This is a genomic window from Leclercia sp. J807, assembly GCF_009734465.1.
In the GTDB taxonomy this organism is placed as follows: Bacteria; Pseudomonadota; Gammaproteobacteria; order Enterobacterales; family Enterobacteriaceae; genus Enterobacter.
The window spans coordinates 1,864,126-1,877,812 of the sequence record NZ_CP046446.1 but is presented as its reverse complement, the minus strand read 5'-3'; the positions used below and the strand labels follow the sequence as shown (position 1 = coordinate 1,877,812).

The 13,687-nt window shown below is 53.6% G+C and carries 11 protein-coding genes and 2 pseudogenes; 4 read left to right on the top strand and 9 right to left on the bottom strand.

The window, feature by feature from the left end:
• Positions 1-94 precede the first annotated feature (94 nt).
• The gene (locus tag GNG26_RS08855) at positions 95-946 is read left to right on the top strand and encodes a nitroreductase family protein (protein ID WP_156238445.1); all 852 of its coding nucleotides are present in this window, start codon (positions 95-97) and stop codon (positions 944-946) included.
• Between the two features lie 110 nt (positions 947-1,056).
• Here the strand turns inward: GNG26_RS08855 and GNG26_RS08850 are convergent, their stop codons facing one another.
• The 3 genes and pseudogenes from GNG26_RS08850 to arsH all read right to left on the bottom strand — a co-directional run bounded on the left by GNG26_RS08850 (position 1,057) and on the right by arsH (position 2,833).
• Complete coding sequence (locus GNG26_RS08850) at positions 1,057-1,506, bottom strand: carboxymuconolactone decarboxylase family protein (RefSeq protein ID WP_103823797.1); 450 nt, start codon at positions 1,504-1,506, stop codon at positions 1,057-1,059.
• A gap of 227 nt (positions 1,507-1,733) precedes the next feature.
• Positions 1,734-1,904: pseudogene (locus GNG26_RS08845) on the bottom strand (isocitrate/isopropylmalate family dehydrogenase); the annotation flags it as partial.
• A 230-nt stretch (positions 1,905-2,134) separates the two neighbouring features.
• Complete coding sequence (arsH, locus tag GNG26_RS08840; protein ID WP_156238443.1) at positions 2,135-2,833, bottom strand: arsenical resistance protein ArsH; 699 nt, start codon at positions 2,831-2,833, stop codon at positions 2,135-2,137.
• Between the two features lie 85 nt (positions 2,834-2,918).
• On the opposite strand from arsH, the gene GNG26_RS08835 reads away from it, so the two are divergent.
• Genes GNG26_RS08835 through arsC form a run of 3 tightly spaced genes read left to right on the top strand, consistent with a single transcriptional unit; the run spans position 2,919 to position 5,011 of the window.
• Positions 2,919-3,239 carry a transcriptional regulator gene (locus GNG26_RS08835; RefSeq protein ID WP_156238005.1) on the top strand — a complete coding sequence of 107 codons (321 nt, stop codon included), beginning with the start codon at positions 2,919-2,921 and terminating at the stop codon, positions 3,237-3,239.
• A gap of 44 nt (positions 3,240-3,283) precedes the next feature.
• Positions 3,284-4,573: an arsenic transporter gene (locus GNG26_RS08830; protein ID WP_156238006.1), complete on the top strand. Its 1,290-nt coding sequence runs from the start codon at positions 3,284-3,286 to the stop codon at positions 4,571-4,573.
• A 12-nt stretch (positions 4,574-4,585) separates the two neighbouring features.
• Complete coding sequence (gene arsC, locus GNG26_RS08825; RefSeq protein WP_156238007.1) at positions 4,586-5,011, top strand: glutaredoxin-dependent arsenate reductase; 426 nt, start codon at positions 4,586-4,588, stop codon at positions 5,009-5,011.
• 121 nt (positions 5,012-5,132) lie between these two features.
• Here the strand turns inward: arsC and GNG26_RS08820 are convergent, their stop codons facing one another.
• From GNG26_RS08820 to GNG26_RS08795, 6 genes and pseudogenes are all read right to left on the bottom strand, one after another.
• Entirely contained in the window at positions 5,133-5,453 is a 321-nt protein-coding gene (locus GNG26_RS08820) for a hypothetical protein (protein WP_156238442.1), read from the bottom strand.
• Positions 5,454-5,776: 323 nt separating this feature from the next.
• Positions 5,777-6,508: a tail fiber domain-containing protein gene (locus GNG26_RS08815; RefSeq protein ID WP_156238441.1), complete on the bottom strand. Its 732-nt coding sequence runs from the start codon at positions 6,506-6,508 to the stop codon at positions 5,777-5,779.
• A gap of 11 nt (positions 6,509-6,519) precedes the next feature.
• Positions 6,520-6,822 carry a hypothetical protein gene (locus GNG26_RS08810; RefSeq protein ID WP_156238440.1) on the bottom strand — a complete coding sequence of 101 codons (303 nt, stop codon included), beginning with the start codon at positions 6,820-6,822 and terminating at the stop codon, positions 6,520-6,522.
• Positions 6,822-8,498 carry a hypothetical protein gene (locus GNG26_RS08805; RefSeq protein ID WP_156238439.1) on the bottom strand — a complete coding sequence of 559 codons (1,677 nt, stop codon included), beginning with the start codon at positions 8,496-8,498 and terminating at the stop codon, positions 6,822-6,824. The genes GNG26_RS08810 and GNG26_RS08805 overlap by 1 nt, the downstream gene beginning before the upstream one ends.
• A 64-nt stretch (positions 8,499-8,562) precedes the next feature.
• Entirely contained in the window at positions 8,563-9,645 is a 1,083-nt protein-coding gene (locus GNG26_RS22640) for a DUF1983 domain-containing protein (protein ID WP_231604309.1), read from the bottom strand.
• Between the two features lie 1,403 nt (positions 9,646-11,048).
• Positions 11,049-13,675 (bottom strand): annotated as a pseudogene (locus GNG26_RS08795) (host specificity protein J); the annotation flags it as partial.
• Positions 13,676-13,687 lie beyond the last annotated feature (12 nt).

Genomic DNA, 13,687 nt, shown 5'->3' with positions numbered 1-13,687 from the left:
ACACATGGAAACTGAAGTCGTAAATGGGGGGCTTATCCGTGTGGCAACTCCAGCTATCCTGCGGTTATGAAATTTGCCGAAGGAGAGTAAAACCATGACTGACGTTACTGCAAAACAACAGGCGTTGCTGGAGGCCCGATACGGTGTTGAGCAACCCAAACCAGACAACATTATCTGGACGCCACAAGTTGAAGCCCTGCTGGGCCATAAATCTGTCAGGACATTTTTGCCTGAACCTCTCCCGGATGGGGCAATTGAGACCATGGTCGCTGCGGCGCAATCAGCCTCAAACTCCTCTGCCCTGAATCAGTGGAGCCTGGTAGCCGTTACGGACCCGGCGCTTAAACAGCGTATTTCAGATACCGTAGCACGTTCGGTGCCCGTGGACCGTATCCCGTGGATTGAGGAAGCACCCGCGCTGCTCCTCTGGGTAGCAGATCTGTCGAGAGGGGCAGGAATAACAAAAGATGCCGGTAAAGAACCTGTTGTGCTCGACTACCTCGACTCTTTTCTGATGGCATCGATTGATGCCGCGCTTGCCGCCCAGAACGCTGCCGTTGCAGCGGAATCCATAGGCTTAGGAATAGTCTATCTCGGGGTGATGCGTAATATCGCTAAAGAGGTGGCGGAAATCATCAACCTGCCTGAGTACAGCTTTGTCACGTTTGGCATGGCAACCGGGTGGCCCGACAGAGCCAGAACCAGCAGCATTCGCCCGCGACCGGCTCAGCCAATGTTGCTCCATTACAATCAATACCAACAGGATCGTTATCGCTCGTACCTTGAAGGCTATGAAAATGCATATCAGGCATTTCGTCGTCGCCAGAATATGCGCGACAAAACCTGGGCCGGCTCCGTCGTTGATTCCGCGACCAGCATGGATTATCTCGGCGGGCGAATCAATTTACGCGAAACGGTCATGCAGCGCGGTTTCAAATTAAAATAACGGGATTTATCAACCTCCAGCTAAATTCAGGGCTCATTTATTTGAGCCCTCTGCGGTCTGGCTAAGATCTGCTGTACGCACAAAGTGAAACTAAACCAACGGGTATGATTTCAGGCTTTAGCGAGCGGCTTCATGCGGAAACTGATGCCCATCCGATTGATGGCATTCATGGTGGCAATCACAATGGTCAGTTCAACCAGATTTTTTTCACCAAATAGAGCAAGCGCTGCGGAATAGGCTTCATCAGAAGCGTGTGTTTCACTGATAAGGGTAACTTCTTCTGCCCATGCAAGCGCAGCTTGCTCCACATCCGAGAAAAGGTAGGTCGCTTCTCGCCACACCGGCACCAGGACCAATTTTTCGACGGACATGCCGCTCTTGATAAGGTCGCGCGTATGTATATCAATGCAGTGCGCACAACCGTTAATCTGTGAAACACGTAAAAAAACCAGATGAATCAGATCGGCAGGCAAATCTGTCCCGGTAGTAGCGTAATGATGAAGTGCTCCCATAGCCTTTCCACCCTCAGCAGAAACCTGAAACCAGTTTGGACGCTTCATGCATATCTCCTTTTTTGCGATGTTCGGGTAAGCCTGTGTTTGTTATTCAAACGCGACGACGGATGTGCATCAGCACGTCTGTCCGGACGTTGCGATATTAGCCATTCATGGCATCAATAAAAGAGACAAAGAGGGAGTAAGAAGGTAGGGCATCCGCAGCAGCGCAAGAATGCTAATAAAAAACGGGAGCCATCAGGCTCCCGTTCGCATACAACCCAGAATAAGGATTACATGTTTTCGATGATCGCGTCACCAAACTCTGAACATTTCAGCAGCTTAGCGCCTTCCATCAGACGTTCGAAGTCATAGGTCACGGTCTTGTTATTGATCGCGCCTTCCATACCTTTAACGATCAGGTCTGCGGCTTCGAACCATTCCATATGACGCAGCAGTAGTTCCACGCAATCGTTGTAAGTCATTACTTTCTATAACAATGATAACACAAAAACAGATTTTATGGCTTGTTTGATCTGCTTAATAACCCTTTGTTTTTGCGATAAATGCTTAGTGTTTTGATAACCACTTTTAAAGGCTAAGAGCGCCTTACTCGCTCATAACTATTTGTCTGTTAAGTGCCAATAGCGGACGTTGTTAAGCTCATGCAGTATGGATTCACGAAGAACAGACGTTATATTTTGTCCTGATTGACACGGGATGAAAGCTCCAGATGGCTCTCTTTTCGCTCGCTGTAACGATCCGCAAGATAACCGGTTTGTCCCTTAAGCAGCAGTGTGATTTTAAACAGCTCCTCGGCTACATCGACGATGCGGTCATACCATGACGAAGGTTTCATTCGGCCGTTTTCGTCGAACTCTTGCCATGCCCTGGCTACGGAAGACTGGTTGGGGATCGTAAACATCCGCATCCAGCGGCCCAGAATACGCATCTGGTTCACTGCATTGAAGGACTGGGAACTACCGCAGACCTGCATTACCGCAAGTGTTTTGCCCTGTGAAGGACGAACCGCGCCTTCACTTAAGGGTATCCAGTCAATCTGCGCCTTCATAACTGCGCTCATAGCCCCGTGCCGTTCCGGAGAACTCCACACCATCCCGTCACACCATCTGACCAGACCGCGTAGCTCGGTGACTTTAGGGTGCGTGTCCGGCGCATCATCCGGCAGGGGTAAACCGGAGGGGTTAAAGAGTTTTACCTCCGCGCCCATTGCCGTCAGCAGGCGACCAGCTTCTTCCGCGGCAAAACGGCTGTAGGAGCGCTCTCTTACTGAGCCATACAGGATCAGAATCCGTGGCGGCTCCTGCAGGTGCAGGCGTTCCGTGATGTGTTGATCAAAGCATTCGGTGTTCAAGGCAGGAAATTGTTCCATTTTTCTCCTCCGGAGAGAACAGGTGATTTTAAAATTTATACATATGATTTAACATATATGTATTCTAAAGAGAACGGAGTGATAAATGCTACAACCTGTTCAGCTTTTCAAAATCCTGTCGGATGAAACACGGCTTGCCATCGTCATGCTTCTCCGGGAGTCCGGTGAACTGTGCGTCTGCGATATCTGCGCGGCCACCTCCGTATCGCAGCCAAAAATCTCGCGACATATGGCTATCCTTCGCGATGCTGGGCTGGTTCTTGACCGTCGTGAAGGCAAATGGATCCACTATCGTCTGTCACCCCACATACCGGCGTGGGCAGCTGAGACAATCACAACGTCCTGGCAGTGTATGCGGGAGGATGTGCGTGAATGGCTGGATAAATCAGCCTGCACCTCCTGCTGAGGCAGGAAAACATATTTACATAATCATATATGATGGAGTCTGAGATGCTTCTGGCAGGGAGTATATTTTTACTGACGCTGGTACTGGTTATCTGGCAACCCAGAGGCCTGAGTATTGGCTGGAGCGCGAGTATCGGGGCAGTGCTGGCGCTCGGAGCCGGTGTCATCCATGTCGCTGATATTCCCGTTGTCTGGAATATCGTCTGGAACGCGACAGCGGCATTTATTGCGGTCATCATCATCAGCCTGCTGCTCGATGAGTCCGGCTTCTTTGAATGGGCCGCACTGCACGTCTCCCGCTGGGGTAACGGACGTGGCCGCCTGCTGTTCACCTGGATAGTCTTGCTCGGTGCCGCTGTTGCTGCGTTGTTTGCCAATGACGGCGCCGCGCTGATCCTGACGCCGATTGTGATTGCGATGCTGCTCGCTCTGGGGTTCAGCCAGGGCACGACACTGGCCTTTGTCATGGCTGCAGGATTTATTGCAGATACGGCCAGCCTGCCGCTCATTGTTTCTAACCTGGTTAATATCGTCTCGGCGGACTTCTTCGGTCTGGGCTTTACGCAGTACGCTTCCGTTATGATCCCCGTGGATGCGGCAGCGATTGCGGCCACGTTGATCATGCTGCATTTCTTCTTCCGCAGGGATATTCCGGCAACGTATGACGTTTCGCTGCTGAAGAAGCCTGCCAGTGCAATCAAGGATCCGGCAACCTTCAGGGCGGGCTGGATTGTCCTGTTATTGCTGCTTGTCGGTTTCTTTGTTCTGGAGCCGCTGGGGATCCCGGTCAGTGCGATAGCGGCGGCTGGCGCAGCAGTGCTGTTTGTGGTGGCGAAACGAGGCCATGCCATCAATACCGGGAAAGTCCTGCGCGGTGCGCCATGGCAGATCGTTATTTTCTCGCTGGGCATGTACCTCGTGGTCTATGGCCTGCGCAATGCAGGGCTCACGGAGCACCTGTCTGGTGTGCTGAATCTGCTGGCAGACAAGGGGTTATGGGCAGCGACGTTCGGCACCGGCTTCCTGACGGCATTTCTCTCATCAGTGATGAACAATATGCCGACGGTGCTGATTGGCGCGCTGTCGATTGACGGTAGTACGGCGACTGGCGTCGTCAAAGAGGCAATGATTTATGCCAATGTGATTGGGTGTGATTTAGGCCCGAAAATCACCCCGATAGGCAGTCTGGCAACCTTGCTGTGGCTGCATGTGCTTGCCCGGAAAAATATGACGATCACCTGGGGATATTACTTCCGTACCGGCATTGTCATGACTGTGCCGGTGCTGTTTGTCACTCTGGCCGCTCTGGCGTGGCGGCTCTCTGTCACTTTGTAATGAGATACTGATATGAGCAACATTACCATCTATCACAACCCGGCCTGTGGCACCTCACGCAACACGCTGGAGATGATCCGTAACAGCGGCAACGAACCGATGATAATTCATTATCTCGATACGCCACCGACCCGTGATGAGCTGATTAAACTTATTTCAGATATGGGAATTACGGTGCGTGCATTACTGCGTAAGAATGTTGAGCCTTATGAACTCCTGGGTCTTGATGAAGAGAAATTTAGTGATGAGCAGTTGATTGATTTCATGCTTCAACATCCGATCCTGATTAATCGGCCGATTGTCGTTACGCCGCTTGGCACTCGTCTTTGCCGCCCTTCAGAAATAGTGCTGGATATTCTACCGGAAGGCCAGAAAGGAGCGTTTACCAAAGAGGATGGCGAGAAGGTCATTGACGAAACGGGGAAGCGGGTTAATTAATCTACCCACTTCAAAATATCGGACGCCTGTTTACGCTATGCGGGCGTCCGCTTTTCGCTCATAGCAGACATTAAAACTCATTAGGGAGGATCATCTGATCCCCCTTACCACGCACCGCTTCTTACACCGGGCAATTATCACCATCACCATCGACACTGTTGATGAAGAATGTCACCCTGCCCATAACTTCGACCTCTTCCGCCGCTGCCCCCTCGATCGCCTCGCCATCATCGGTGATTAACGCCCTACCTCTGAGCTTAGCGAACTGAGTCCTTCCACCGCTGAGGATCAGCAGCACCTGCCCCTGCGTCAGCCGGCTGACAGGTTCGACCACCGCAAACCCGGTTGACGTTTCCAAGATGCGACTTTCGTTCGTGGTGCAAATGCTGGCCGGAGACAAGCGCTGCTCGACATAATCGGTGGCTGGAGATACGAAGCCCATCAGAACACTTGCCCCATAGTGCGCAAGATCCAGTATCGGTTCTCGCTATTGTCCGGAGTCTTGTCAACGAACCCAGTTTGGTAGAATTCTATCCACTCGTTGGCATCGACCAGGGTGAAATGATGGTGAACCTTTGCCAGTTCCCGAACGAAGTCAGAAGACCTCAGGCATCGGTAACCTTTGGGGTTAAGCTGAATAGCAGCGTGGAAAGCCGAGTTAACGTCTGATTGGCGGGGCATGGTGACCTCTCATTTATTATTACTGTGTATTCATACAGTAGTTTTAAAGATAGTGCAGATCAAGAAAGCCCTGCCTATTGATGATTACTGCTGAACCTCCAACTTTTCGTCTGACTGCAAACCGAGCTTAGCTTCCAGATACTCAACGCGCTCAATCAGTGCCAGGATCGCCTCATGGTGAAGCGCTCCAACTCCCGCGACGTTTAGAGACAGGAATCCGTCATTATCCTCACCGACAACCTCCGGTAGAACCTCTTTCACTTCCTGAGCGATATACCCTGCAGAATCAACATCACCTTTTTTATAAGTGAAGGTTTTCCCATGGAAGGACTTCATTTTTTCTATGGGGTTTTCGATATCTTTAATATTGTATTTCAGGCGCTCATCAGAGGGATTATTCCATGTCCCGCCGCCAGCGTTGCCGTTAGCACCGAATACAAAAGCCGAGTTTAAACCTGATGACCCACCGTTAACGTTAATTTGCACCCGGTCAATATTAGTGCTGGAGCCTCGTACGCCCCCAATCGCCCAGCCGGCAGTGTACCAGCCGCCAGATACCCGGTTTACGTAATTTCCTTCACTGGAATCATTTGGGGTGTTGTTTAGCTCGATCCCATTATTGGATTCAGCCCGCCACGCATTAACCCCGCAGCCACCTCCCGCACTGGTGTGAATGTCTGTAAATACGCTGCCTCCTGCATTAACCGTCATTTTGCCAGTTACCTGTACGTTGCCGTTTACGACACCGCCGGACTCACTACTCAGTGCCTTTACGTCTGCCGCAGCCAGGGCTACTGTGTCTTTTCTCAATGCCATGATTTAACTCCTTACGCCCAGACGCGAGCCGGTGTTTTCGGTGTAACCACAAAGTCGTTCAGCCCGGATAAATCGAGCAAGTCATTCATGACCCGCAAATTGGCGTGATAGCCGGGTTCGGTGGTGTACTTGATAACTTCGTTTTCTTCACCGGGATTGATAACTTCAGCAGGAACAGTGATAACGCCGACGATATCCAGGCTGATATTCGGGTGATAAAAGCTGCCATGCCCCTCATCATCCATAAACCCCGCCGCGATTAACTGCGTGCGCATTTCGTCGGCGTCATTAAAGCGCAGATATAAGTCTCTCATTATCGGAGTCCATTAATTTGGTTAAGGGTTAGCAGGCGGTGCCAGATGCGCAGATTTCGAATGTGATAAACAAATCTCACGGATGTGGTTTGATTTGAGTTCCCTATATAAGAAACGGATTGCGTTGTGCCGTTAGGCTGTACGTTATCAGCGGAAGAAGTATTACCCCCGTAGAACGTTGATACTTTGTTACCTTCGATTGCGTGTGCGAACACCCCGCTTTCGCCTTTTTTACAAGGCACACTTATAGCACCGCTGCTGCGATATGCTTTTAATGTGTTGTCATTAACCCATCGGCAAGCAATATCATTACTCGGGCCTTGAACCTTAACGATTTCAATATAACCAGCGGCATCCTGGAAATTCTTAGGGAAAAACTCAAATGCCAAAGTCCGATTAAATAGATTTGCCAGAGAATTATATCCACAGTTTTCTTTCGGGATTTGCCAGTAATCAGCCCCACGCGTAACCGTGGCCGCTATCGTTGGGATGTACGATGTAGGGAACGGGCTATCTTCTACCTGTGCTCCCCAGACATATAAACCAGAGATACCATCACCGACATAGCTTGCGGTTACACCGTCTTTCGCTAGTTGCAGACGGAACACGCTACTCTGAGTAGCCCCGGCTGTAACTGCCATCCAAACACGGTAAAGACCATTTCCGAGATCTTCAAAACCACGATCAAGGTATTGAGCACCGACAGCGCCACCAACGAAAGCTCCTGCAACCGGGTCAAAGAATACGCCCGATGTCGTTCCCGTTGCGACGCGTAAATATAAAAGACGAGAGTTTGTATGAGCTTTAACAAATACCGAATAACAGTAAATCGTTCCGGCAGTTAAAGTGATGTTACGGTCTTGCGTATAGTGTTCAGAACTCGCAGTATCCTCAACTATAAGCGCCATCGTTTTATCGCCACGAGGCGAGTCGCCGCTATTATTCGTTGTGGTAACTCGTGAACCTGCACCCCACTGCTCTGAATAGGTATACAGGTTCGTAATCTGAGGCTCAATTAAAAGGCCCTCTTTCTCGAAACGAGGTTCATTAATATCCGCGTTTCGCATTACTCCAGACTTGTCATAATAACTACCGGCAGTGGACCGGGTGAATGTTGCAGACTTTGATGTCAATTCCAACAACTTCCCGGAAATAGTCAAAGTATCGTAAGGTGCAATACCTTCCATTTTTAAACTATCGTTGAACGGTACCCACACATCCGGGTGCGGCGCTGCCTCATAGGGTACGGATGTCAGCTTCTGCGCGGCCGCCAGTGATGCTGCGGCACTGCTGGCGCTGGCGGCTGAGTTGTTTTCAGAGGTCTTTGCGTTATTTTCCGAAGTCTTGGCGTTCGTCTCGGAGGTTTTGGCAGCATTCTTCGATGCGAGTGCATTATCCTCAGACGTTGCAGCGTTCGTTGCGCTTAATGCGGCCGCATTTTTTGAAGCAAGGGCATTCGCTTCGGATGTTTTAGCAGCAGCGGCGCTGGTTCCTGCCGCACCCGCCTGGGCGATCAGCTTTGACCAGCTGGGACCCGTCTTTTTCGAGCCGTCTGCCAGGGTTACGGTGACATCGCCGGTACCCGATAAAATCAGGTCCTGGTTGATGATACTGCTTTGCGCCAGGCGAAACCCTTCCGAGACGGCTTTTGCTAAATCGTCATCAAGTGTGGCCATTCATGATGTCCTTAAAATGAAAAACCCAGCCGGAGCCGGGTTGTGTGGTCTGAGGTTATGAGGATCAGGAGAAGGAGCCGGTGCCCCGGGTAATGGTCAGTGTCGGGGCGGCAATGCGCTTACCTGCCGTGCCCGAGCCAACAACAGTAATGGTCCCGTTGATCACATTGGCCGTAAGGTTGCGTACTGCGTGACGTACGGTTATCCAGAGTCCTCCCGTTCCAGCTGGCACGCCAATAGAGCCCATATCGCGGACATTACCGTTTATGTTGAGGGTGATATTTACGGACGTTGTGCCAGAGATAGATGTGACATAAACCATTGCCTCAAGCAGAGCCGATTTATCCAGCGATGAGGAGGATGAGTCGGTAAAGGTAATTGAACTTGATGCTACGCCAGCGCCTGATATGTAGGCATCCGGCGCTATACCTACGTTTGCCACGTCCCCTATGAAAGACGTAGCCTCTACCGTGCCCCTGAAGCTCCCGCTGGTTGCCTCGATGCTTCCTTTGAAACTCCCGTTGGTGGCATAAACAGTCCCTCTGACTGTCACGCTATTAAAATAAGCCGATCCATCCTTGCGGATACACCAGCCGCGCCCATTCGGATCCCATGGGCCGAGATCGTTCCAGTCATTAGAACTTATCTGGTAGCCAATCTTGGCGTTATCAATGGAACCATCCTGGATAAACACCGATCGCAAGAACATTTGGCCGCCGGTCGCTGCGAACACCAACTCCTGTCCTGTGGTCGTCGGATTATAAACCGCGAACGTGTCGGCGCTGACGAGGAAGTTAGAGGAGCCTGTGGCATCAATGCCCAGCTGGATACCCGCGATACGTTTGATGCCGTTCGCCTCCACCTGAACTTTAACGCCCCACTGCGCGCTTAGCTTGCCGTTGATATCAGCAACAGCCTGGCTGGTCGTCTGGACATTGGCATTGGTTTGCCCAATTGACGCCGTCACCTGCTGAATGCTGGTTGCCGTGGCGCTCTCCAGATCCGTAACGGCTTTATCAATGCGCGTGATGGCTGCAGCATTGGTCTGGCCGTTTTGCTCTACCGTGGCCTTAAGCGTAGTGACCTGCTCCGCCACGGCACTTGTGGCATCCGCAGAGGTCTTCCGGACGTCGCTGATCTCGGCCATCGTTTTCGTTTCACCAACGGCGAACGTCACGCGCTGATCCGAGAACGCCATGAAGTTGGCGAGCGCATTGGTGACGTTGCCTACAATACCGGCATCCCTGCTGGCCGTGTTGCCGTCCACGTCAACCTTCAGACTGTCGATACGGCGGCCCAGCGCACTGTCACCATCCGTGCGGGCTGTGATTTCAGAGCTGATGTCAGCCGTGTTCTGGTCAGTGGTGGCTTTCACCTCAGCCAGCGCCGTGGTCTGCGCCTTGTTGTTATCAGCAACGGCTTTGGTGACCGTAATGATATCAGCGGTGTTTTTGCCGACGGTAACCTGCAGTCCCGAAAGCGTGGTGGCCTGAGCCTCCTGCTCTGTCGTCAGCGTTGCCAGTTCCTGCGTTACAGAGGCATGGTTGTCATTGACGGTCGATTCCAGTTTCTTCCGCTCTGTCACCTCCGCTTCCTGCGCCGTGATGCGCGCCTGGCGTTCGGTATACATCAGGCCCGATGCCAGTTTTGACGGGTCGTCGCCGGTATAGCCGCCCCGGATCTGCGTCGCCAGCGTCTCGCGCGCCGTTGCCTCCGCCTGATCGCCAGTAACACGGGCCGTTGTTTCCTGCTGCAGCGCCGCCATCCCGGCCCCCGGTGTTGGCCGTCCGACCGCTACCCAGTCAATCAGGTAATAGTTCGTCGCGTCCTGTTTGGTGGACAGGTCCAGTCTGAACTGATTCATCGTGGCTTCGGTCAGCCAGGGGATGTTGTCGAACTCCACCGTGGCGATACCGTTGGCGTCATAGGCAGGCTCGGCGACGGTGATCATGTTGGTGTCGTTGAAACCACCCGTACCACGCCACCGCAGCTGCCCCGTCCAGCCTGGCGCACCGAATTTCCTGATGCGGAGTTTAACGAAGCGATAGGACGAGGAGTTGATAGCCAGTGATCCCGGTGATGCCACCCACGGATCGGTGGCGTGGTTCGCCGGGCGGATCCACCCGTCAACGATTGTGGGAGTCCCGTTCCCGGTCCAGCCTTCTACCGTCGAATCGAAGTACCATATTTTCGCCGGGTCGAACTGGGAGCCGGTGCCTGCCGAAATTTGCGCAATCTGCTGCGCCAGCGAGTCAGAGGTGGTCTGAATTGTCTGGTTGACGTTGCTGATATCCGCGACGCGCTCGTTCTTCTCCGTCAGCAGCGCCTGCCCCCGCGCCGTTGCCTCGTCGGTGATGGCTTTCTTACGGTCCGTGACCTCCTGCGCCAGGCCCGCTTTAGTCGTCGCCGACTCTGTCGTTACTGCGGTGATGTCGTCGCGCACAGACTGGATATCTTCACCCAGATCGGCAATGTCCGAAACGAGGTTTTTATAGCCATCAGTCTGTTCAAGCGTGTCGCCGATCATGTCGAGATAATCACCGGCTTTCGAGCTGGACTGGCCTGCCGCCCACTCCGTCCAGTCGCCGGTGTTGCCGATACGATCCACCAGGCGCGCACGGTACCACTGACTGACGCCCGCCCGCCCGCCCGCATCGGGCCATGCTGGTAATGCGTGGCCGGAAACGGCACCAGAGCCAGTAATTGCGGGTTAGCCTTGTCTTCAGTGGTGGCGCGCTGAATCTCGGTGTATGCCGTATCACCTGAGCCATCCGGGAAAGCCCAGGTAATATCGATAGCCCAGACGACATCATCCGTGGCGACCAGTGCCTGCGGCGTTCCAGGCCTGCCGTTTTTGCCCGTCAGATAGGTGGTGTCAGCATAACCCCACGGCGAGCTTGAATCCTGAGCGTTCAGCGCTCGCACCCGCACGTCATAACTCCCGGTGTAAATCCCCTGCACCGTAAATCCCTGGGCGCTGCTCACCGGAACGTTTATCCAGTCGCCATTATCCTTGCGCCATTATCCTTGCGCCATTGCGCCTGGTACCGGATAGCACCATCCACCCGATCCCAGGAAGCATTCATGGTGGCAACGGTAAGTCCCTGCTCTATGTGGTCGGTTTCGGTGAGGGTGATGTTTTTCGGTGCCGGAAGAACACTTACCGGCGTGACGGTGATCGGCGCTGGGGTAATGCGCACACCGTCATCGATATAGCGGTATTTATTCGGGTCATGCTGAACTGCGGTGATCGTGAAACCACCGTTGCTGTCGTCGTTCGCCCGGATGGATGTCACACGAAAATACTGGATAGCCAGGTTGTCGCTGTCGATGGCCCACACTGCACCGGACTCAGGCAGCAGCCTGAAGGGGGTGGTGACCGTCACCGTCTGTTTGTCCGCGCTGATGGATGCGATTGTCCGCGTCTGCGCCTTGCCGTCCGCGCTGATGGATGCGATTGTCCGCGTCTGCGCCTTGCCGTCCGGCAGGTTGACCACCAGGCGGTCGCCAGCGGCGTAGTCAACAGGGCGATCAAGCGTGACATTACGCCCGCTCACCGCCCGGATACGCCCGCCGTTTTGCCTGCCGGCACGGAACGGATCCGCGATACCGATAATTTCTGCAGGCAGGGGAATATAACCGTCCAGCCCCACGCCAAATGACACCGTTCCGTCGCGCGCATTAGACAGCAGCGCCCAGCGCCCCCGGCGGTGCGCTTCACTCTGGGATGTGCAGCCAATCGCCGTCATCGACATCTGGTTGACCTTGTAACGCTTCACCAGGTCGGAATCGTAGACACTCTCAACAGTATCGCTGTAACGCTTCACCAGGTCGGAATCGTAGACACTCTCAACAGTATCGCTGTAATGGTTCTGCGGGTCAGACCAGGACACCAGGGCAGACGAGTAGCGGTTTTTGTAGCTGCCGCCGCCGTAGGTAAACAGCCCGTCACATCCGCGCGCACGTAAAATCCACTTCATCCTGCGGCACATCCGCGCGCACGTAAATCTGGTCGTTGCCCCAGAAGGTGATCCCCCGGAATATCGCCGCCAGATCGCTGAGAACGGTGTAGGCGTCCTGCTGGCTCTGGATGTAGACGTTGCAGGTGAAGCGCGGCTCGGTACCACCCGCCCCGTTCGACACCTTCTGATCGCAGTACTGCGCAATCGCGTACAGCTCCCACTTATCGATCATGGCAGCATCGATGCGGGTGCCCATGCCGTAAATCTCATCCAGCACCAGATCGTAAAATACCCAGGCCGGGTTGTTGGTGTAGGCCATTTTGAAGCCACCGGACCAGGTGCCGCTGTAGGTGCGCGTAACCGGGTCGTAGGAGTCCGGGACACGTACCAGGTGCCGCTGTAGGTGCGCGTAACCGGGTCGTAGGAGTCCGGGACACGTACCAGTTTGCCCTTCGGCCTGCAGGTCACCTTTGGGGCCCCACTGGTAAACTGGCTGGCATCCACCTCGATATACAGCAGCGCTGTATTGGGATAGCGTAACTTGCTGTCGATCACCTCAGCGAACGAGAACACCTTGAAGGCGTTTATCAGTTTTGAGTTACCCACGGAATCAGGCGTGATACGACGCACCCGCACAGCCCAGCCGGTAGTGGCGGCAGGCAGATCAATGCGGATATCGCGCTGGTATTCCGTGGTTGTCTTTCCGTCGAATTTGCCGTTTACCACTGTCTGCCAGGCAGCACCATCAGTCGAGAGATCAACGGCGTACTCCGTGACCGTCCCGACCATATCGCCGTTGTCTTTATAGGTGTACTGTACGGGCAGGCTCAGCTTAATACGCACGGCATCCAGCATCAGGTTAGAGAACTGGCGTGTCCAGGGCGCGGTGGTGGTCACTGTCACGTTTGCCGACATTTCGTTGTCGACCTCAGGCAATCCCACTTCACGCCGGTGAAGTTGTAGCTGCCGTCGGCGTTTGCCAGCGGGGTGTCGTTAAGGAAGATGTTCTGTGCCGTCGGCGTTTGCCAGCGGGGTGTCGTTAAGGAAGATGTTCTGTGCCGTCAGCTCGCCCTGGATTTCACCTTCAGCGATCGCCAGCAGCATTTTTAATTTTGCTGTCGACAGCAGGTCATCCGGATCCTCAACAGGACTGTGTTGTTTAGCGCCACCGCCTTTACGTCCCTGAATAAGGGTTTCATCTTCGAGAAGTCGCATATTTCACCCATA

Bases quoted from the DNA above. Each gene is read 5' to 3' on its own strand.
- GNG26_RS08855 (WP_156238445.1), top strand. From the start codon at position 95: ATGACTGACGTTACTGCAAAACAACAGGCGTTGCTGGAGGCCCGATAC.
- GNG26_RS08850 (WP_103823797.1), bottom strand. From the start codon at position 1,506: ATGAAGCGTCCAAACTGGTTTCAGGTTTCTGCTGAGGGTGGAAAGGCT.
- arsH (WP_156238443.1), bottom strand. From the start codon at position 2,833: ATGGAACAATTTCCTGCCTTGAACACCGAATGCTTTGATCAACACATC.
- GNG26_RS08835 (WP_156238005.1), top strand. From the start codon at position 2,919: ATGCTACAACCTGTTCAGCTTTTCAAAATCCTGTCGGATGAAACACGG.
- GNG26_RS08830 (WP_156238006.1), top strand. From the start codon at position 3,284: ATGCTTCTGGCAGGGAGTATATTTTTACTGACGCTGGTACTGGTTATC.
- arsC (WP_156238007.1), top strand. From the start codon at position 4,586: ATGAGCAACATTACCATCTATCACAACCCGGCCTGTGGCACCTCACGC.
- GNG26_RS08820 (WP_156238442.1), bottom strand. From the start codon at position 5,453: ATGGGCTTCGTATCTCCAGCCACCGATTATGTCGAGCAGCGCTTGTCT.
- GNG26_RS08815 (WP_156238441.1), bottom strand. From the start codon at position 6,508: ATGGCATTGAGAAAAGACACAGTAGCCCTGGCTGCGGCAGACGTAAAG.
- GNG26_RS08810 (WP_156238440.1), bottom strand. From the start codon at position 6,822: ATGAGAGACTTATATCTGCGCTTTAATGACGCCGACGAAATGCGCACG.
- GNG26_RS08805 (WP_156238439.1), bottom strand. From the start codon at position 8,498: ATGGCCACACTTGATGACGATTTAGCAAAAGCCGTCTCGGAAGGGTTT.
- GNG26_RS22640 (WP_231604309.1), bottom strand. From the start codon at position 9,645: ATGGCCGAGATCAGCGACGTCCGGAAGACCTCTGCGGATGCCACAAGT.